We start from the raw sequence: 18,813 nt of genomic DNA, 5'->3' as shown, positions 1-18,813 counted from the left end.
CACAGGAAATATATGAATGTCTGGACATTCTACTCACTGTGCAGTGCAGCATAAATCTGCTCAGCTAGTTTTTTGCTAATTCCTGGCGCCTTGGCTATCTCATCGACACTTGCACGATTAAGCTCTTGCAGGCCTCCGAAGTACTTAAGCAGCTCTCTACGCCGCTTCGGCCCTACTCCTGCAACATCTTCAAGTGTAGATGTCCTACGCGCCTTCCCTCTTCTTGCTCGATGCCCCGTAATAGCAAAGCGATGCGCCTCGTCACGAATCTGCTGTATCAGGTGCAATGCAGGAGAGTGACCCGGCAAGCTGAACTCATTAGAGGGATCATTCAGATAGAGTGTCTCCAAACCTGGCTTGCGAGTCACACCCTTAGCCACACCCAACAAGACGAGATCCGGAACCGCCAGCTCTTGAAGCACATCACGAGCCATTGCCAACTGCCCCTTACCGCCATCCACCAGCAAGATATCAGGCATTTTACCCTCCCCATCCTTGAGCTTACTGAAACGACGGGTCAACGCCTGATGCATGGCAGCATAATCATCACCTGCCGTGACACCCTCAATATTGTATCGGCGATAATCGGATTTAATAGGCCCCTCAGGACCAAACACCACACAGGAAGCAACTGTAGCCTCCCCACTTGAGTGGCTAATATCAAAGCACTCCAACCTTTGTGGCGCCTCAGCCAACCCCAACACATCCGTAAGCGCCTCAAAACGAGCAGCCATATGCTGGCGATTAGCAAGCCGAGTATTAAGCGCCTGCTCAGCATTTGTCACAGCCAATTGCTGCCAGCGGGCACGAGTGCCTCGAACACGATGCGAGATCTCAAGACCTCGAGAATGCAATTCGTTAAAGGCACTTATGAGGGTTGGGAAGTCCTCATGAACGGTATTTACGATGACTTCATCGGGCAAATCCCGCTCCATATGAGCAAGATAATACTGTTCCAAAAATGCAAGAAGAACGTCATGGGGCTCCTCCTCAATCGCAACCTGCGGGAAAAAGTTTTTGCTACCAAGAACACGGCCGCCACGCACAGTGATTAGATGAACGCATGCACCACCCGGATTCACCATCGCAGCGATAACATCTACATCCCCGCTCCCACCCTCTATATGCTGCTGATCCTGCACTCGTCGCACTAAGGCAATTTGATCACGCAGCTCGGCGGCCCGTTCAAAATCCAAAGCCATGGCAGCCTTTTCCATAACTGCACTTAGCTCTTCAGCCAAGGCATTGCTGCGCCCCTCTAGGAACATAGCCGAATGACGAACATCTTCAGCATATTCCTCTCGGGAAACCATATTGGTGCACGGACCCTTGCAGCGCTTGATTTGATATTGAAGACAGGGGCGAGTACGGTTCTTGAAAAAACCGTCCTCACACTGGCGCACCATAAATGCCTTTTGCAAGAGATTCAGACTTTCTCGGATAGCACCCGCACTCGGATACGGACCGAAATAGCGGCCCTGTTCCTTTTTAGCGCCTCTGTGGATAGCAAGCCGAGGAAATTCATCCTCAGTTGACAGAAAGACATAAGGATAGGATTTGTCATCCCGAAGGAGAATATTGTAAGGGGGGCGTAACTGCTTGATAAGGTTCTGCTCAAGCAGAAGCGCCTCTGTCTCATTCCCAGTAATAGTTATCTCAATCTGGGAAATTTTTGCTACTAACGCCGCTGTCTTGGGAGCCAAGCCAGTTTTGCGGAAGTAACTCGAAAGGCGCTTTTTGAGATTCTTTGCTTTTCCGACATAAAGCACCTTGGAGCTTTCGTCGAACATTCGATAAACACCTGGCCGAGAACTGCAGCCAGAAAGAAAAGCAGAAGGATCAAACGTTTCGGTCATTTCAACTCGTAGCGTCTACCATCCCGTGACGAACTGCCAATAAAGCCAGCTCCACATCACTGGTAATGGAGAGTTTCTCGTAAATACGATAACGATAGGTGTTAACGGTCTTGGGCGACAGGCAAAGCTTATCGGAGATCACCTGAACCTTATGGCAATTAGCAATCATCAATGCGATCTGGATTTCGCGCTCTGAAAGAAGATCAAACGGCGAGCCATTGCTTTGAGGTTGAAAAGACTTTAGCGCTAACTGCTGAGCAATCTGAGCGCTTATGTATCGCTGACCGCCAAATGCATGACGTATAGCAGTAATCATCTCCTGGATATCCGCACCTTTTGTAAGATAACCAGAAGCCCCAGCCTGCAACAGACGAGTCGGAAAGGGATCTTCCTCACATGCCGTTACTGCAATGACCTTTACCTCGGGATGACTACGAAGAAGCTTTCGAGTAGCTTCCAAGCCGCCGATGCCTGGCATCTTGACGTCCATGAGGACCACATCAGGCTTTAACTCTCTGACAAGCTTTAATCCATTCTCGCCAGAATCTGCCTGACCAATGACCTGAATGCCATCGACATCCGCCAACATACGGATAATACCGGCCCTTACCAGATCATGGTCGTCGACCACCAGCACTTTAATCACCGTGCACCTCATAACGCTGATGCATAAGCCAATTACAAGCCTAAGACTCGTCTCAAGCTAATAAATGCGAAAGAATGTGTAGCGACTATACACAAGTCAGAGATAAACGCACGATGACTTGGAGCAAGAAGATGGCGGAGGCGGTGAGATTCGAACTCACGGAAGAGTCTCCCCTTCGACGGTTTTCAAGACCGTTGCCTTAAACCACTCGGCCACACCTCCGCAGGTGCGGGGCGCAATATTACCCGAACGAAACACGCTGTCAAACACTTAAATCTATTTTTTTTCAAAGAGTTGTTATTATCTTATGGTATGAATAGGTTTCGACCACATTAGGAGTGTCGTTATGAACGAGCGTCAATATGCCTTCAACCCTGCGGTTGCCGAACGGCGCGACATCAGTCGCACGCTGCGCAACACCTATGCTCTGTTGGGAATGACGCTGGCCTTCAGTGGCTTGGTAGCTTACGTCTCGCAGCAGATGCGCGTTGCATATCCCAACATATTTGTAGTTCTGATCGGCTTTTATGGTCTGTTCTTTCTCACTGTGAAATTGCGTAACAGTGGCTGGGGGCTGGTCAGCACGTTTGCGCTTACCGGCTTCATGGGCTACACCCTAGGCCCGATACTGAATATGTATCTGGGCTTGCCTAATGGCGGAAGCATCATTTCTTCTGCCTTAGGCATGACTGCCCTGGTCTTCTTTGGCCTGTCGGCATATGCACTGATTACCCGCAAAGACATGAGCTTTTTGTCGGGCTTTCTAATGGCCGGATTCTGGATATTGCTAGGCGCAATAGCGCTGTCGTTCTTTGTGAATATCAGCGGCTTGCAGCTTGCGATCAGTGCGGGCTTTGTACTGTTTGCCTCGGCAGCAATTCTGTTCCAAACCAGCGCCATCATCCATGGCGGGGAAGATAATTACATCATGGCTACCATCAGCCTATACGTCTCGATATACAATCTGTTTGTCAGCCTGCTTCAGTTGCTAGGCTTTGCCAGCAGCAATGATTAACGAGACGTGCACTGGAGAGGCCCGCTTCGGCGGGCCTTTTTTATTTATGAAATTTGCTATCGTTGTATTTTCCGCACCTCACTCGCCCTCCTCCCGAAGAGCCCTTCGGTTTGCTGAGGCCGTGTTGTTCGCGCACCATGAAATCACTCGTCTTTTTTTCTATCAGGATGGAGTACACAATGCCTCTTCATCCATCGTAACGCCTCAGGATGAGCAAGACTGGGCGGGCCAATGGGGCTTATTCATTCAGCAAAATAAGCTGGATTCAGTCGTCTGCATTTCTGCCGCTTTACGGCGCGGCATTCTGAGCTCGGAAGAGGCTCATCGCCATGGGCGCCAGAGTGCCAACCTTTACGAGCCCTGGCAGCTTTCTGGTCTAGGGCAGCTTCATGAGGCTGCACAGGAAGCCGATCGCCTCATTTGCTTTGGAGACATTTAATGGCAAAGTCGCTGCTCATTATTAGTCGGCAAGCGCCATGGTCGGGCATGGCAGCCCGAGAAGCTCTAGACATTGCCCTAGCAGGCGGCGCTTTCGATTTACCCATTGCCATGCTCTTCATGGATGACGGTGTTTTCCAATTACAACCCTCTCAGGCCGCTTCACATCTTGAGCAAAAAGATCTGACCGCTAATCTACAAGCTCTTCCCTTGTTCGGCGTAGACAAACTGTATGCATTAGAAAGCAGCTTACTGGAGCGCAACGTAATGCAATCAATGCTTGAACTGGAAGTTGAGATCCTATCTACCGAAGAGGCTCGGCTGCTTTTAAATCAGCACGACATGGTGATTACGCTGTGAAGACGCTTCACCTTATCTCGGCTTCGCCTTTCCAGAGCAGGATGCTAGACAGCGCCCTGCCGCTACTTGCGGAGCAGGATGCACTTTTATTAATGGGCGACGCTACATACCTGCTACAAGAAAGCTCGCGAACAGCGGCTCTGCTTGAAACACTTCAAACCGGCGTCAAAGGCTTTGCTCTTCAAGAAGATGTCGAGGCCCGTGGACTCAGAGAAACATCTCGTTTTGAAATGATTGACTATGATCGTTTTGTGGCTCTTTGTGTAGCTTATGACAAGGTACATAGCTGGCCATGACTGCACTCAATGTTGACAAGGAAGGCTATTTACTGGATCTAGGAGACTGGTCCGTTGAAATAGCTGAGGAGCTAGCTCTTCGAGAGGGTCTCTCTCTTACGCCTGAACACTGGGAAATCCTTCATGCTCTTAGAGATTTCTATGCTGAGTTCCAGCTTTCCCCAGCTAATCGTCCGCTGATTAAATATATTGCGCAAACCTTAGGTCCCGAGAAGGGTAACAGCCTTCATTTGAATCTCCTTTTCAAAGGAAGCCCCGCCAAGCTAGCAGCCAAGCTGGCAGGACTTCCAAAACCGACTAATTGCTTATGATAACGACGCCTGAAGAACATCCCTTTGCTCAATTCATACGCATACTCGGCAAAGGTAAACGCGGTTCACGCAGCCTAACTCGCGAAGAAGCCCAGTGCGCCATGGGGATGATCCTTGAGGGAAATGTCGAGGATGCTCAACTCGGCGCTTTTCTTATGCTGCTTCGACACAAGGAAGAAAGCGCAGAAGAGCTTGCCGGCTTTACCGATGCTATTCGAGCACATCTCAACGCCCCGACCATTCCAGTAGATCTGGACTGGCCTAGCTATGCAGGTAAAAAACGCCACTTACCATGGTTTCTGCTTGCCACCAAATGCCTGTCATCCCATGGTGTGCGGATTCTGATTCACGGCGGCGGCGCTCATACAGCAGGACGACTATATACTGAGCAGGTTCTAGAAACGCTGGGTATTCATCTTTGTAACGATTGGCACCAGACACAGGAAGCTTTAAATAAAGACCACCTGGCGTTTATGCCACTGGAAAACTGGATGCCTGCCTTGCAGCATATGATCAACTTACGCAATACGTTGGGATTGCGTTCGCCTATTCATTCGCTGGTCAGACTGTTAAATCCGCTCAACGCAACTTGCATCCTGCAAAGTATCTTTCACCCAGGCTATCAACCCATTCACCGTGAAGCCAGCCGCCTGTTAGGCGACAAGGCTATCGTGATTAAAGGCGAAGGCGGTGAAATTGAAGTCAACCCAGACAATGATTTTCATCTCTATGGCACAGAGTACGGCACTGAATGGAATGAAGCCTGGTCTGCACTTTCAGAAAGAAGACACGTCAAACCTGAGCGGCTGGATGCCAATCATCTATTAGATGTATGGACCGGCAAAGCAAACGATGCCTACGGCGAACTGGCCGTTCTTTCTACGATAGCCTTGGGTTTGAGAGCGCTTGGCCACAGCCGGGAAGCCGCTCTAGCCAAGGCAAAAGATTACTGGAGCCAACGTCACTAATAGACGGCTCCACAATACGGAGAGGAGCCGATGGGCCTATTGATAGAAGGCAAATGGCAGGACCGCTGGTACGACACCGGCGAAGATGGAAGCTTCAAGCGGGAAAGCGCCCAGTTCAGACACTGGGTAACGCCCACTGGTGAGCCTGGCCCTACAGGCGAGGCAGGCTTCGAGGCAGAGCCTAACCGCTACCGCTTGTATGTTTCTCTAGCCTGCCCCTGGGCTCATCGCACCCTTATTTTCCGAAAGCTTAAAGGCCTTGAGAGTATTATCGACGTATCCGTTGTTAGTTGGCTTATGAAGGACAAAGGATGGACTTTTGATCAAACGCTCGGCTCAACGGGTGACACACTTGATGAAGCCAAGCGGTTTCTTTATGAGCGCTACCTAGAGGCTACACCTCATTACACAGGTCGCGTTACAGTACCAATGCTTTGGGATAACAAGCATAAGCGCATCGTTAACAATGAGTCTGCCGATATCATCCGCATGATGAATCATGCATTTGACGGACTGACAGGCAACAGCATCGATTTTTATCCAGAACCATTACAGCAAGACATCGACTCACTTAACGAGCTTATCTATGCCAAGGTGAATAACGGTGTTTATAAGGCTGGATTTGCAACAGAGCAGTACGCTTACGAACTCGCCTTTGAAGAGCTGTTTACTACTCTTGATCAACTAGAAAATCGCCTGAGCAGGCATCGCTATCTGACAGGAAAATACCTGACAGAAGCAGATTGGCGACTTTTTACAACATTAATACGGTTCGACTCAGTCTATTACGGACACTTCAAATGCAATCTACGCCGCATTACAGACTACCCTAACCTTCAGGGATGGCTGAAGGAGCTCTATCAGTGGCCAGGCATTGCAGGGACTGTCAACTTTGAGCATATCAAGCATCACTATTATGGCAGTCACGAAACGATTAACCCTAACGGGATCATTCCCAAAGGGCCAGCACTCGACTTAACGTCGCCTCACGATCGAGAGCAGTTGCCCGCTGTAGGTTTATGGCAGCGTGACCGTTAAGGATGCGATTGGCCTTCGAACCAGGCCAGCTTTTCACGCAAGGTTACGACCTCACCTACGATTATTAGCGTAGGCGCATGAACCTCATGGCGCGCTACGAGAACAGGTAAATCTGCCAGCGTTCCCGTAAATACACGCTGACTTGAGGTGGTGCCTTGCTGAACCAAGGCGGCCGGCGTACAAGCGTCACGCCCGTGCTTGATAAGCTGCTCGCAAATGATTGGTAGCCCAACCAACCCCATATAAAAAACCAACGTTTGCCCCGGAGAGGTCAAATCACTCCATGGCAAATCACACGTGTCATTTTTTAAATGGCCTGTGATAAAGCGTACAGATTGGGCATAGTCTCTATGCGTCAGCGGTATGCCGGCATAGGCCGCACAGCCACTGGCAGCTGTAATACCCGGCACTACCTGGAATCCGATCCCATGGGCAGCCAGACGCTCAATTTCTTCGCCCCCGCGCCCAAAGATAAACGGATCGCCGCCTTTAAGCCTTAGAACACGCTTACCTTGACCGGCCAGATCAATTAAAAGCTGATTGATTTCTTCTTGCGGAACCGCGTGCTCAGCCCTTTTTTTGCCTACATAGATTCTATCAGCGTCTCTACGACACATATCCAGGATAGCGGGAGCAACCAAGCGATCGTATAAGACTACATCGGCCTGCTGCATGAGGCGTAAAGCCCTGAATGTCAGCAAGTCAGGATCACCCGGTCCCGCGCCCACCAGATAGACTTCGCCCTTAACGCTTGAGGATGCGTTACAAAGTTTCTCTTCAAGCAAACGCTCAGCTACTTGAGGCTGGCCAGCGAGTACCTTTTCGCCAATTTCGCTTTGGAATACCTCTTCCCAGAAGACGCGCCTCGCCTGGACATCACCAAAACGGCGCTTAACCTTAGAACGAAATTTCTTAGCCAGGCCGGCTAGCTCACCATATGCAGCAGGTATCCAACTCTCTAGTTTGGCTCGTACAAGCCGAGCCAAGACAGGCGCATCTCCCCCGCTCGAAACTGCGACAATCAAAGGTGAGCGGTCAATAATTGCAGGAAAGATAACAGTGCACAGTGAAGGAGAGTCCACCACATTAACTGGCACACCTATCGCCTTGGCTTGGGCCGAAACCTGGATGTTAAGGTCTTCATTATCGGTTGCAGCAATAACCAGGACGGCCCCACCCATATCATCTGCCTGGTAGGGCCGCTCGATCAACGAATCGCCACCATTTTCAATCAATTCTCGCATGGCCGGATGAATGCGTGGCGCAACAACCTTGAGCATTGCCCCAGCATCCTTAAGTAAACGCGCCTTGCGTAAAGCGACCTCACCTCCACCAACAATCAGTACAGGGCGGCCGCTCAGATTGTGAAACAGTGGCAAGAACTCCATCAGCCAATAACCTCAACGCCACCCATGTACGGCTTGAGGACTTCCGGCACGCGAATGGTTCCATCGGCTTGCTGATAATTTTCCAGCACAGCCACTAACGTACGACCCACTGCTAAGCCCGAGCCGTTTAATGTATGTACGAGCTCTGGCTTGCCCGTTTCCGGGTTACGCCACCGAGCCTGCATACGGCGCGCTTGGAAATCACCGCAATTAGAGCAGGAAGAAATCTCGCGATATTTATCCTGACTCGGAATCCATACTTCAAGGTCATACGTTTTGGTGGCACTGAAGCCCATATCGCCAGTGCAGAGAGCAAGCACACGATAGGGCAACTCTAGAAGTTGCAGAACACGCTCAGCATGACCTGTCAGAGCCTCTAATGCCTCGAAAGATTTTGCAGGCTCAACGATATGTACCATTTCAACCTTATCGAACTGGTGCTGACGGATCATGCCCCGCGTATCGCGTCCGGAAGCACCCGCCTCGCTACGGAAGCATGGGGTATGGGCTACCAACTGAATAGGCAGTGCCTTGGTGTCCAAAATCCTGCCTGCTGCGATATTGGTCAATGTGACCTCCGCAGTCGGGATCAGATAAAGCGGACTTTCACCGTCACGCGGAACCTTGAACAGATCTTCCTCAAACTTAGGAAGCTGCCCTGTGCCTTGTAAGGTCTCGGCCTGGACAAGATAAGGTGTGTAAGCCTCCTCGTAACCATGCTCGCCCGTATGCAGATTGATCATAAACTGCGCCAATGCACGGTGTAGACGGGCTATAGGGCCTCGCATCAAGACAAAGCGAGCACCCGAGAAGCGAGAGGCCGTATCAAAATCCAACCAACCATGAGCTTCACCCAGGGTTACATGATCCTTAACCTCAAAGTCAAAACGCTTAGGAGTGCCCCAACGGCGAACCTCTACGTTCTCCTCCTCGCTGGTGCCTACTGGAACGGACTCATGTGGCAAGTTAGGCAGCCCTAGCAGCAGAGCATCCAATTCAGACTGAATCACGTCCAGCTCACGCTTGGCGGTCTCCAGTTCGCCTCCCATACGGTCCACATCGGCCAGAAGCGGCGCGATGTCTTCACCGCGCGCCTTGGCTTGACCAATGGCCTTTGATCGACTGTTACGTTCAGCCTGAAGCTCCTCGGTACGTGTTTGCACAGACTTGCGAGTTGATTCCAAGGATTCGATGCGCTGTACATCAAGCGTGAAACCACGCGCGGCAAGGCGTTCTGCCACTTCCTGAGGCTGTGTACGTACCAGTTTTGCATCAAGCATGTTTTTTCTCGTATCAGAGTTTTGTCAATGACAGGCCTGCCCACGTAGCAAGCAAACCACCTACGACGCTGGCCGTGGCATATCCAATGGCAAGCAAAGCCTGGCCACCTTCCAGCAAGCGTAATGTATCAAGGGAAAAGGAAGAAAAAGTTGTTAAGCCACCTAGAAAGCCAACGATAAGCCCTGCTCTTAGCTCCGCAGGCACATCAGGTCGAATAAGGAAAAGACCGTATAAAACACCGATCAGCAAGCAGCCCACATAGTTGACGATCAATGTGCCCATGTAGAAATGCTTAGGCCAGCTCGCCGTTATCCAGGATGTCGTGATAAATCGCAACAGAGTGCCTAGTACACCACCCGCTGCGATAGCCAGGATCATGGGCGTCATGGCGCTTTCCGCCGCTGGCGCAGACTGGCCCTATCCAAGTCAGCCAAATGACTGAGCTTGTCACGAATTTTTAGTTCTAAACCGCGCGGTACAGGCTCGTAGTAATGAACCGGCGCCTTATCCTCGGGAAAATAATCTTCACCTGCCGCATATGCATCAGGTTCATCATGTGCATAGCGATACTCCTCACCATACCCCAACGACTTCATCAGTTTGGTTGGCGCATTACGAAGATGTACAGGAACTTCATGAGAGCCATTCTGCCTGACATCTGCCATTGCCATGTTGAATGCTTTGTATACCGCATTGCTTTTAGGCGCACAGGCCAAGTAAACCAAGGCCTGCGCAATAGCAAGCTCACCCTCCGGGCTGCCCAACCGCTCTTGGACATCCCAGGCAGAAAGACAGATTGATAATGCACGCGGATCGGCATTACCGATATCTTCACTGGCCATCCGCACAACACGACGAGCAATGTAGAGCGGATCGCAGCCTCCATCGATCATACGGGCATACCAATATAAGGTTGCGTCGGGATTAGAACCCCGAACAGACTTATGCAACGCAGAAATTTGATCGTAAAACGCTTCACCGCCTTTATCGAAACGGCGGCGCCCATCACCGAGCAAGCTTTGTAAAAGATCCGGACTTATGTCTGTGCCGTCTTCAGCCAGATCGGCCGCATTTTCAAGTAGATTGAGTAACCTGCGGCCATCTCCATCGGCAGCGGCCAACAAAATTTTCCGACTTTCCTCTGGAAGCCTTAACCGGCGCTTACCAAGGCCCTTGTCTTCAAACAGCGCTCGATTAGTAAGCTGAGTTAAGGCCTCTTCATCCAGGCTTTTGAGAACATAAACACGTGCTCTCGAAAGAAGCGCATTATTAAGTTCAAAAGAAGGGTTCTCAGTCGTCGCTCCAATAAACAAAAGGGTGCCGTCTTCCACATAGGGAAGAAACGCATCTTGCTGGGATTTATTGAAGCGGTGAACTTCATCAACGAACAATATGGTTCGACGCCCATACTGAGCAGCCTGCTGCCGGGCTATCTCAACAGCCTGACGGATCTCCTTTACACCGGAAAGAACCGCCGAGATCGTCTCGAAATGAGCATCGCTGACTTCAGCCAGCAAACGCGCCAATGTCGTCTTGCCGACGCCTGGTGGGCCCCAGAAAATCATGGAATGCAGCGCGCCCTGCTCCAGTGCTTCTCGCAGAGGTTTTCCTCGGGCAAGCAAATGCTGCTGGCCAACGTATTCGTCCAGGGTGGTGGCACGCATACGAGCAGCCAGCGGCTGGGCCACAGGCGTTGCGCGGAATAGATCCATGGGGCAGGATCACTCCTGAATGACGTCGGCACCTTTAGGAATTTCAAACACGAATTCCGAGGCGTTTACCGGCTCATTCATTTTTACGTTGAAGAACAGGATATTGGTGCGTTGACCGACGCTATCGATCAGCTGCATATCGTTGATTACGTTACCGCGAAATGAGAGGCGCAAGCTGTCAAACAGCGTATCGCTGGTTTTAGGCTTGAGCACAAAATCAGTCACGTTACCGCTTTGCTTGTAGGTAATTGTAAAACTGTCCTCAATCTTCGACACATCACCGGACAATAGCAACGCAGGCGTCTGGGTTAGGCGCTGATCCAGCTTCTGAATAGTCACCTGCTCAAGGTCTGGATCGTATAGCCATACCTTTTGCCCATCAGACACCAGCAACTGCTCCATGGGAGAATCTGTATGCCAACGAAAAAGACCTGGCCGCTTGAGACTCAAATTACCCGCAGTCTCCTGAAGACGGGTCCCGGAGCCATCTAGAGTCAGCTGGGAAAAGCGAGCCGTCATGGTCTGCGCTTTCTCCAGATACTGGGAAAGACGGTTCGCTGCATCCGATGCAGCCTGAGCCGAGACGCTTAGAAAAGTTGTAATTGCTAGGGCAAACAAGCGAGTCAATCGCATGGAATTCCTCTTAAACATTGGTTAATCACGCACAGGAGAAGGTGCAATCACCTCTCTTGAACCGTTCGTATTCATAGGCGTGACAACTCCAGCCATCTCCATAGCCTCGATCATTCGCGCAGCACGGTTATAACCGATCTTGAGCTTGCGCTGAACTGCAGAAATCGAGGCCCTGCGGCTTTCCGTTACAAAGCGGACAGCCTCATCGTAAAGGGGATCGTCTTCATTTCCTTCACTGCCATCACCACCGCTACCACCCTCAAACGAGCCACCGCCCTCATCTGCCCCCGCAAGGATGTCTTCAATGTAGTCAGGCGCGCCGCGTTGTTTCCAGGCTTCAACCAGGCGATGCACCTCGTCATCTGAGACGAAGGCGCCATGGACACGAATAGGAAGACCCGTGCCTGGTGGGAGATAGAGCATGTCACCATGCCCCAGCAGCTGCTCTGCACCACCTTGATCAAGAATGGTTCGAGAGTCGATCTTGCTCGATACTTGGAAAGCCATACGCGTCGGGATGTTGGCCTTGATCAGGCCGGTAATCACATCTACCGAAGGGCGCTGCGTGGCCAGGATCAGGTGAATACCTGCAGCACGCGCCTTTTGAGCAATACGCGCAATCAGTTCTTCCACTTTTTTGCCAACAATCATCATCATGTCGGCGAATTCATCGACAACTACAACGATCGTAGGCAGCGCCTTTAGAAGCGGCGCTTCGTCATCCATGCTTTCGCGTCGATAAAGAGGATCTGTCAGAGGTGTCCCTGCCTCCTCCGCGTCCTTGATCTTGCGGTTGAAGCCAGCAAGGTTTCTGACCCCCATAGCAGCCATGAGCTTATAGCGCCGCTCCATTTCGGCTACGCTCCAGCGCAGCGCATTGGCAGCCTCTTTCATGTCCGTCACGACAGGGCAAAGAAGGTGTGGAATACCTTCGTAGATAGACAATTCCAACATCTTGGGGTCGATCATGATCAACCGCGCTTCTTCGGGCGTCGACTTGAACAGGATCGACAGAAGCATAGCGTTTACGCCAACGGACTTACCCGAACCTGTGGTACCCGCTACAAGCAGGTGCGGCATTTTGGCCAGATCCGCGATAACAGGCCTACCGCCAATGTCATGGCCTAGGGCGAGCGTCACGGGCGACTTAGAGGCCTCATACTCAGGAGACTCCAGCACTTCAGAAAAACGCACCATCTGTCGGTCTTCATTTGGAATCTCGATACCGACGGTAGTCTTGCCCGGAATGACTTCAACAACCCGAACACTGAAAACAGCCAGTGAGCGAGCCAGATCCTTCGCCAAGTTAGAAATACGGCTGACTTTTACCCCAGCGGCAGGTTGTATCTCGAAACGAGTAATGACCGGTCCCGGGTGAACCGATTCGACTATGACTTCGACACCAAACTCCTTGAGCTTTATCTCAAGCAGACGTGACATGGTCTCAAGTGACTCTGGAGAAAAACTCTGCTGTTTTTTCTCTGCCGGATCCAGCAAGGATATCGGTGGTATCGTGCCTTCAACGGCTGAATCAACAACGTGCGCGGCAGACGGAGCGGATCGTTTTGCCTCGATCGGCTTAGGGATTGGAGCAGGCGCTGGCATATTGATCTGAGGTGCCGGCTTGGCAGCCTGAGGCTTTTCCACTACAGACCGTTCATTAACTGGCATAGCGGGAGCGGACTTGCGCTCAGGCACCAGAACTTCATCATCAAGCTCAACGGTTTCAACGACACGCTCACGAGTCTTTTTAGCTTCTCGCTTGATAGGCGCCTGAGGTTCTTCCTCCTCAACCTCAAGCTCTTCATCGTCGTAATACTCTTCATCCTGCAGTTGTGAAGCAAGACGCTTCCGCTCACCGCGGCTACCCATCCAGCGGCTGGCGCCTCCCTGAATAAGCTCAAATAAATCAAGCGTAATCTTTCCTGTCAGGTCCATGACCTTAAACCAGGAAAGATCAGTGAAAACGGTCAAGCCCAACAGGAATACTGCTAAAAATAGCAATGTACTGCCCTGCACATTTAGAGCATTAAGAGCAAGTTGTCCTAGGCTTTCTCCAAGCGCACCGCCTGCCGACGCCGGCAAATGGGCGTCAGCGTGAAAGTGAATGTAAGCCAGTGCAGAGCCTGCCAGAATAAGGAAAACCAGTCCGGTCAGACGCCATGAAAACAGCCACCCGCTCCATTCCCATGGCATATAGCGATGCCTGAATACCTGCCAGGTTTTGATACCCAACAGCAACGGAAAGATGAAAGCGAAGTACCCCAACGCCATGAAGAGGACATCAGCCAGCCATGCGCCAGCACGTCCTGCAGCGTTGTGGATCTGATCTATACGACTGGTATGCGTCCAGCCTGGATCAGAGGGGTCATAGGTCAATAAAGCCATCAGTGTATACAGACACAATGCGGCTAATGCGATAAGCAACACCTCCTTCAAACGATAATGAAGGTGTTCGCGCCACTGTGTCACATGGCTGGCAGAAGTAGATTGTTTCAAACGCGACTTTTCCTGCACCGACAACGTGAAGATGAAAAGAAACAAGGCAGCATTCTACGACCCTACGCAGCTCGTTCCATACGAAAAACCGAGTCGCAACAACAATGACCTATTTTTACCACGACTTTAGCCGTGAACCATGCATTGGAACATTCTTTTGCTGTTGTGACAAAGAGTTATGCAGCATTCCTCAACAAAGTTTAAATCAAAAGGGAAAACTGGCGCTTGCCAGTAATCGGAGTTAGCCTGAAGACTACTTTGTTAACCCCCTCCCCTTCCATGCTGACTTGGTTGAAACGCGACTTTATACAATTTCCGCCGCTCAGTAGTGCGCTGAGCGAACCTAATGGGCTGCTTGCGATAGGCGGCGACCTTTCACCCGAGCGCTTGATTGCCGCTTATCGTCACGGCTGCTTTCCATGGTTCCAGGCTGACCAACCCATTCTTTGGTGGTCACCCGACCCCAGAACGGTATTGATACCTGCAGAGATCCATATCTCTCGCAGCCTTGCAAAGCTGATTCGTCAGCAACGCTTTACGGTGACCTTCGACAAAGATTTTGCGCAGGTTATCAAGGGGTGCTCTGAACCACGAGATTATACCCACGAAACATGGATCACCTCGGAAATGCAGCAGGCCTATGTAGAGCTTTACAAACGAGGCATTGCTCATTCAGTCGAAGTTTGGGAGGAAGACTCGCTCGTCGGCGGCCTGTATGGCTTGGCAATCGGTAAACTATTCTTTGGAGAGTCCATGTTTAGCCGCACCGCCAACGCGTCCAAGGTTGGTTTCGCTACATTGGCTCAGCAACTGGCAGAATGGGACTTCGCGCTGATTGATTGCCAGATGCCCACGCGACATCTTGAAAGCTTTGGCGCGACGAGCATTTCTCGTACGCAATTTTCGAACTATTTGGCACGATACCTGGACGAAACATCTAAAGCAGACTGGTCTTCGCAACCGGCATGACAGGATTGATTACCTTCCTCATGTTTTCCTAGAGGTAGATTATGAGTGAGCTGGCCCGATTGAAGTTTTACGCCACTCAGCCGCACACATGCAGTTACCTGCCTGACCAGCAGGCAACCACGCTCTTTCTCGACCCCGCCCAACCCATGAGCGGCCAGCTATATGCCGAACTCTCTGAATTAGGTTTCAGGCGCAGCGGAGATCATCTTTATCGACCTCACTGCCAGCAATGCAAGGCGTGCGTTCCGGCACGTATTCGCGCTGCCGATTTTGTTCCCGATAGACGTCAGAAGCGTATTCTCAAGCGAAATGCAGATATCACCATTGAAAAGCGTAGGCCTCGCTTTACAGAAGAGCATTATCGACTATATGCACGCTACATTACGGAACGGCATGCAGACGGAGACATGTACCCTCCAAGCCGAGAACAGTTTACGACCTTTCTTATCCGGGAGCTGCCTTACGCCTTTTTTTACGAAATGCGCTTGGGCGAACGCTTGGTTGGCGTTGCAGTAACCGATGTGTTACCCAACGGACTGTCTGCAGTGTATACCTTCTATGATCCAGACGAGGAACGTAGAAGTCTTGGTACGTTTGGCATTCTCTGGCAGATCGCGGAAACGGCACGCCTGAATCTTGAAGCGGTTTATCTCGGTTATTGGATCAAAGGCTGTCGAAAGATGTCCTATAAGACTCAATATCGGCCAATCGAACTTTTTGTCAATCAACGCTGGGTTCGAGTGTCCTGACATCAGACATGGCATCGATTGAGTTTTTCGGGCACAATGCATGCCGATTTTCCGCCTGGATGGTCCAGGCATTTTTATGTTACCGAGGGGCTTCATAACCTATGTCGAAAGAAGACAGCTTCGAAATGGAAGGTACTGTCGTCGACACCCTGCCTAACACCATGTTCCGCGTGGAGTTGGAAAATGGGCACGTCGTTACGGCGCATATTTCTGGAAAGATGCGCAAGAACTACATTCGTATCCTAACCGGAGACAAGGTGCGCGTGGAACTGACGCCCTACGATCTGAGTAAAGGTCGAATCACGTATCGCGCTCGTTGATACCTCCACAAAAAAGCCCGGCATATGCCGGGCTTTTTTGTGGGCGCAACCTTATGCAGGCTCCGCTGTGGTTTCGTACTCAAAGGCCAACTCATCACCCTTGAGATCGATGTGAACCACGCCCCCATGTTCAGCCAACTCACCAAACAAAATCTCTTCAGCCAGCGGCCGCTTGATCTTATCCTGAATAAGACGCCCCATGGGCCGAGCTCCCATCTGAGGATCATAACCATTGGTAGCCAGCCAGCCGCGGGCAGCATCCGAGACCTCAAGCTGAACGCGTTTATCTTCCAGCTGAGCTTGCAACTCAGTGAGGAATTTATCCACGATGCTCTTGATGGTTTCGTGGCTAAGGCGACCAAACTGGATAATGGTATCCAGGCGGTTACGGAACTCAGGTGTAAAGCTCTTCTTGATAACTTCCATTGCGTCGGTTGAGTGATCTTGCAACGTGAAGCCGATCGAGGCACGAGAAGCGGTTTCAGCACCTGCGTTGGTCGTGAGAATCACAATAACGTTACGGAAATCAGCCTTACGGCCGTTGTTATCCGTCAACGTACCATGATCCATGACCTGCAGAAGCAGGTTAAAGACCTCAGGATGCGCCTTTTCGATCTCATCAAGCAGAAGTACACAATGCGGCGTCTTGGTAATAGCTTCAGTCAGCAGACCGCCCTGGTCAAAGCCAACGTAGCCAGGAGGCGCACCGATCAAACGCGAAACGGTATGACGCTCCATATACTCCGACATATCGAAGCGGATCAATTCGATCCCTAACGCTTTAGCTAGCTGTCTTGCCACCTCTGTCTTACCAACACCGGTAGGACCGGCAAACAGGAAGGAGCCGACGGGCTTGTCGGGCGATTTAAGACCAGCTCGCGAGAGCTTGATAGCAGTCGACAGCGAGTCGATTGCCATGTCCTGACCAAATACCGTCAATTTCAGATCGCGCTCCAGATTACGCAGAAGCTCCTTGTCCGAAGTATTGACCGTCTTTGGAGGAATTCGAGCAATCTTGGCAACGATGTCCTCAACCTGTGCGACTTCGATACGCTGCACACGCTTCGATTCAGGCTGTAATCGCTGGAAAGCACCCGCCTCATCAATGACGTCGATAGCCTTGTCCGGCATATGTCGATCATTAATATAACGCGCAGCCAAATCAGCGGCGGCACGCAGTGCCTCATCACTGTACTCAATACCATGATGTTGCTCAAAGCGAGCTTTCAGGCCTCGCAAGATACCAAAGGTGTCTTCAACGGAAGGCTCAACCACATCAACTTTCTGGAACCGGCGCGCCAAGGCACGATCTTTCTCAAAAATACCGCGGAATTCCTGGAAAGTTGTTGAGCCGATGCAGCGGATTTCACCCGATGACAACAATGGCTTGAGCAGGTTGGAAGCATCCATTACACCACCAGATGCGGCACCCGCACCGATGATTGTGTGGATCTCGTCAATAAACAACACAGCATGGGGACGCTTACGCAACTCGTGTAGCAACCCCTTGAAGCGCTTCTCAAAATCGCCGCGGTACTTGGTACCAGCCAGCAGCGCACCCAAGTCAAGTGAATAAACGACACTATCAGCTAGCAGATCCGGCACTTGCCCATCAACGATGCGCTTGGCCAAACCTTCAGCAATCGCCGTTTTGCCTACCCCGGCCTCACCCACCAGCAAAGGATTGTTCTTGCGGCGGCGAGCCAGAATCTGGGCGACACGCTCTACTTCGTTCTCACGACCGACAAGAGGATCGATACGACCCTGACGAGCCAACTCGTTCAGATTACTTGCATAAGCCTCCAGAGGATGGTTGCTAGCGGTTGTTTCTCCGCCCTCCTCGTCAGGCTGATCCTGCTCTTGGTCTCTCTCATTGGTGCCAGGCACCTTGGAGATCCCATGAGCGATAAAATTGACAACATCAATACGCGCTACGCTCTGTTGCTTGAGCAAAAAGACCGCTTGGCTTTCCTGCTCTGAAAAAATCGCAACAAGGACGTTCGCTCCGGTTACCTCTCGCTTGCCGGAACTTTGCACATGGAAAACAGCACGCTGCAGGACACGCTGGAAACCAAGCGTAGGCTGGGTTTCACGCTCTTCATCTTGCTGCGGGATGAGCGGAGTCGTCGAGTCGATAAACTCGTGCAGATCCCGCCGCAACTTATCCATGTTCGCACCACATGCACGAAGCACTGTTGCAGCCGCTTCGTTATCCAGCAACGCGAGGAGGAGGTGTTCGACAGTCATGAATTCATGACGCTTCGTTCTTGCCTCCTTGAAGGCAAGATTGAGGGTGACTTCGAGCTCACGATTCAACATAGCTTCACCTCATAG

19 protein-coding genes and 1 tRNA gene are annotated in these 18,813 nt (G+C 51.2%); 10 read left to right on the top strand and 10 right to left on the bottom strand.

The window, feature by feature from the left end; all coding sequences use genetic code 11:
- Window positions 1–29: 29 nt before the first annotated feature.
- The 3 genes from uvrC to EAW52_RS10580 form a co-directional block, all read right to left on the bottom strand.
- Window positions 30–1,856: an excinuclease ABC subunit UvrC gene (uvrC, locus tag EAW52_RS10590; protein WP_122042362.1), complete on the bottom strand. Its 1,827-nt coding sequence runs from the start codon at window positions 1,854–1,856 to the stop codon at window positions 30–32.
- Window position 1,857: 1 nt separating this feature from the next.
- Window positions 1,858–2,502: a UvrY/SirA/GacA family response regulator transcription factor gene (uvrY, locus tag EAW52_RS10585; RefSeq protein ID WP_010794643.1), complete on the bottom strand. Its 645-nt coding sequence runs from the start codon at window positions 2,500–2,502 to the stop codon at window positions 1,858–1,860.
- Window positions 2,503–2,634: 132 nt separating this feature from the next.
- Window positions 2,635–2,724, bottom strand: a tRNA-Ser gene (locus EAW52_RS10580).
- A 124-nt stretch (window positions 2,725–2,848) separates the two neighbouring features.
- Between EAW52_RS10580 and EAW52_RS10575 the strand changes: the two genes are divergently transcribed.
- Genes EAW52_RS10575 through EAW52_RS10545 form a run of 7 tightly spaced genes read left to right on the top strand, consistent with a single transcriptional unit; the run spans window position 2,849 to window position 6,928 of the window.
- Window positions 2,849–3,517, top strand: coding sequence for a Bax inhibitor-1/YccA family protein (locus EAW52_RS10575; protein WP_010794644.1), 669 nt, complete (start codon window positions 2,849–2,851; stop codon window positions 3,515–3,517).
- A gap of 46 nt (window positions 3,518–3,563) precedes the next feature.
- The gene (gene tusD / locus EAW52_RS10570; protein ID WP_122042361.1) at window positions 3,564–3,956 is read left to right on the top strand and encodes a sulfurtransferase complex subunit TusD; all 393 of its coding nucleotides are present in this window, start codon (window positions 3,564–3,566) and stop codon (window positions 3,954–3,956) included.
- Window positions 3,956–4,315 carry a sulfurtransferase complex subunit TusC gene (tusC, locus tag EAW52_RS10565; protein ID WP_122042360.1) on the top strand — a complete coding sequence of 120 codons (360 nt, stop codon included), beginning with the start codon at window positions 3,956–3,958 and terminating at the stop codon, window positions 4,313–4,315. The genes tusD and tusC overlap by 1 nt, the downstream gene beginning before the upstream one ends.
- Window positions 4,312–4,611, top strand: a complete 300-nt coding sequence (gene tusB, locus EAW52_RS10560; RefSeq protein WP_026004118.1) for a sulfurtransferase complex subunit TusB — start codon at window positions 4,312–4,314, stop codon at window positions 4,609–4,611. Before tusC ends, tusB begins: the two co-directional genes overlap by 4 nt.
- The gene (locus tag EAW52_RS10555) at window positions 4,608–4,922 is read left to right on the top strand and encodes a TusE/DsrC/DsvC family sulfur relay protein (RefSeq protein WP_122042359.1); all 315 of its coding nucleotides are present in this window, start codon (window positions 4,608–4,610) and stop codon (window positions 4,920–4,922) included. The genes tusB and EAW52_RS10555 overlap by 4 nt, the downstream gene beginning before the upstream one ends.
- Window positions 4,919–5,890, top strand: a complete 972-nt coding sequence (locus tag EAW52_RS10550) for a glycosyl transferase family protein (protein WP_122042358.1) — start codon at window positions 4,919–4,921, stop codon at window positions 5,888–5,890. Before EAW52_RS10555 ends, EAW52_RS10550 begins: the two co-directional genes overlap by 4 nt.
- Window positions 5,891–5,920: 30 nt before the next feature.
- On the top strand, window positions 5,921–6,928 hold the full coding sequence (locus EAW52_RS10545; protein WP_122042357.1) for a glutathione S-transferase family protein: 1,008 nt from the start codon (window positions 5,921–5,923) through the stop codon (window positions 6,926–6,928).
- Here the strand turns inward: EAW52_RS10545 and cysG are convergent.
- The 6 genes from cysG to EAW52_RS10515 are packed head-to-tail and all read right to left on the bottom strand — an operon-like array spanning window position 6,925 to window position 14,441.
- Window positions 6,925–8,316: a siroheme synthase CysG gene (gene cysG, locus EAW52_RS10540; RefSeq protein ID WP_074824346.1), complete on the bottom strand. Its 1,392-nt coding sequence runs from the start codon at window positions 8,314–8,316 to the stop codon at window positions 6,925–6,927. The genes EAW52_RS10545 and cysG overlap by 4 nt on opposite strands.
- Window positions 8,316–9,596: a serine--tRNA ligase gene (gene serS, locus EAW52_RS10535; RefSeq protein WP_122042356.1), complete on the bottom strand. Its 1,281-nt coding sequence runs from the start codon at window positions 9,594–9,596 to the stop codon at window positions 8,316–8,318. The genes cysG and serS overlap by 1 nt, the downstream gene beginning before the upstream one ends.
- Window positions 9,597–9,609: 13 nt before the next feature.
- Window positions 9,610–9,984: a fluoride efflux transporter CrcB gene (crcB, locus tag EAW52_RS10530; RefSeq protein ID WP_010794653.1), complete on the bottom strand. Its 375-nt coding sequence runs from the start codon at window positions 9,982–9,984 to the stop codon at window positions 9,610–9,612.
- Window positions 9,981–11,309, bottom strand: coding sequence for a replication-associated recombination protein A (locus tag EAW52_RS10525; protein ID WP_122042355.1), 1,329 nt, complete (start codon window positions 11,307–11,309; stop codon window positions 9,981–9,983). Before EAW52_RS10525 ends, crcB begins: the two co-directional genes overlap by 4 nt.
- A 9-nt stretch (window positions 11,310–11,318) precedes the next feature.
- Window positions 11,319–11,942: an outer membrane lipoprotein chaperone LolA gene (gene lolA, locus EAW52_RS10520; RefSeq protein WP_122042354.1), complete on the bottom strand. Its 624-nt coding sequence runs from the start codon at window positions 11,940–11,942 to the stop codon at window positions 11,319–11,321.
- 21 nt (window positions 11,943–11,963) lie between these two features.
- A complete protein-coding gene (locus EAW52_RS10515) occupies window positions 11,964–14,441 on the bottom strand; it encodes a DNA translocase FtsK (protein WP_122044772.1) in 2,478 nt (825 codons plus the stop codon).
- A 279-nt stretch (window positions 14,442–14,720) separates the two neighbouring features.
- On the opposite strand from EAW52_RS10515, the gene aat reads away from it, so the two are divergent.
- From aat to infA, 3 genes are all read left to right on the top strand, one after another.
- Window positions 14,721–15,410, top strand: coding sequence for a leucyl/phenylalanyl-tRNA--protein transferase (gene aat, locus EAW52_RS10510; RefSeq protein WP_122042353.1), 690 nt, complete (start codon window positions 14,721–14,723; stop codon window positions 15,408–15,410).
- Between the two features lie 41 nt (window positions 15,411–15,451).
- Window positions 15,452–16,159 carry an arginyltransferase gene (locus EAW52_RS10505; protein ID WP_010794658.1) on the top strand — a complete coding sequence of 236 codons (708 nt, stop codon included), beginning with the start codon at window positions 15,452–15,454 and terminating at the stop codon, window positions 16,157–16,159.
- Window positions 16,160–16,260: 101 nt separating this feature from the next.
- Complete coding sequence (gene infA, locus EAW52_RS10500) at window positions 16,261–16,479, top strand: translation initiation factor IF-1 (protein WP_002553999.1); 219 nt, start codon at window positions 16,261–16,263, stop codon at window positions 16,477–16,479.
- Window positions 16,480–16,530: 51 nt separating this feature from the next.
- On the opposite strand, the gene clpA is transcribed toward infA, so the two are convergent.
- On the bottom strand, window positions 16,531–18,798 hold the full coding sequence (gene clpA / locus EAW52_RS10495; RefSeq protein ID WP_074824332.1) for an ATP-dependent Clp protease ATP-binding subunit ClpA: 2,268 nt from the start codon (window positions 18,796–18,798) through the stop codon (window positions 16,531–16,533).
- Between the last annotated feature and the right edge of the window lie 15 nt (window positions 18,799–18,813).

The sequence above is a fragment of the Pseudomonas sp. LTJR-52 genome, assembly GCF_003691465.1.
Taxonomy (GTDB): Bacteria; Pseudomonadota; Gammaproteobacteria; order Pseudomonadales; family Pseudomonadaceae; genus Chryseomonas; species Chryseomonas luteola.
Note: the sequence above shows the minus strand (reverse complement) of the source record. Positions and strands in the feature narration are given on the sequence as shown.

Excerpts from the sequence above, each read along its gene's own strand:
- EAW52_RS10550 (WP_122042358.1), top strand. The coding sequence starts at position 4,919 with ATGATAACGACGCCTGAAGAACATCCCTTTGCTCAATTCATACGCATA.
- tusC (WP_122042360.1), top strand. The coding sequence starts at position 3,956 with ATGGCAAAGTCGCTGCTCATTATTAGTCGGCAAGCGCCATGGTCGGGC.
- crcB (WP_010794653.1), bottom strand. The coding sequence starts at position 9,984 with ATGACGCCCATGATCCTGGCTATCGCAGCGGGTGGTGTACTAGGCACT.
- uvrC (WP_122042362.1), bottom strand. The coding sequence starts at position 1,856 with ATGACCGAAACGTTTGATCCTTCTGCTTTTCTTTCTGGCTGCAGTTCT.
- clpA (WP_074824332.1), bottom strand. The coding sequence starts at position 18,798 with ATGTTGAATCGTGAGCTCGAAGTCACCCTCAATCTTGCCTTCAAGGAG.
- EAW52_RS10505 (WP_010794658.1), top strand. The coding sequence starts at position 15,452 with ATGAGTGAGCTGGCCCGATTGAAGTTTTACGCCACTCAGCCGCACACA.
- aat (WP_122042353.1), top strand. The coding sequence starts at position 14,721 with ATGCTGACTTGGTTGAAACGCGACTTTATACAATTTCCGCCGCTCAGT.
- cysG (WP_074824346.1), bottom strand. The coding sequence starts at position 8,316 with ATGGAGTTCTTGCCACTGTTTCACAATCTGAGCGGCCGCCCTGTACTG.
- infA (WP_002553999.1), top strand. The coding sequence starts at position 16,261 with ATGTCGAAAGAAGACAGCTTCGAAATGGAAGGTACTGTCGTCGACACC.
- tusD (WP_122042361.1), top strand. The coding sequence starts at position 3,564 with ATGAAATTTGCTATCGTTGTATTTTCCGCACCTCACTCGCCCTCCTCC.
- lolA (WP_122042354.1), bottom strand. The coding sequence starts at position 11,942 with ATGCGATTGACTCGCTTGTTTGCCCTAGCAATTACAACTTTTCTAAGC.
- EAW52_RS10555 (WP_122042359.1), top strand. The coding sequence starts at position 4,608 with ATGACTGCACTCAATGTTGACAAGGAAGGCTATTTACTGGATCTAGGA.
- serS (WP_122042356.1), bottom strand. The coding sequence starts at position 9,596 with ATGCTTGATGCAAAACTGGTACGTACACAGCCTCAGGAAGTGGCAGAA.
- EAW52_RS10545 (WP_122042357.1), top strand. The coding sequence starts at position 5,921 with ATGGGCCTATTGATAGAAGGCAAATGGCAGGACCGCTGGTACGACACC.
- EAW52_RS10525 (WP_122042355.1), bottom strand. The coding sequence starts at position 11,309 with ATGGATCTATTCCGCGCAACGCCTGTGGCCCAGCCGCTGGCTGCTCGT.
- EAW52_RS10575 (WP_010794644.1), top strand. The coding sequence starts at position 2,849 with ATGAACGAGCGTCAATATGCCTTCAACCCTGCGGTTGCCGAACGGCGC.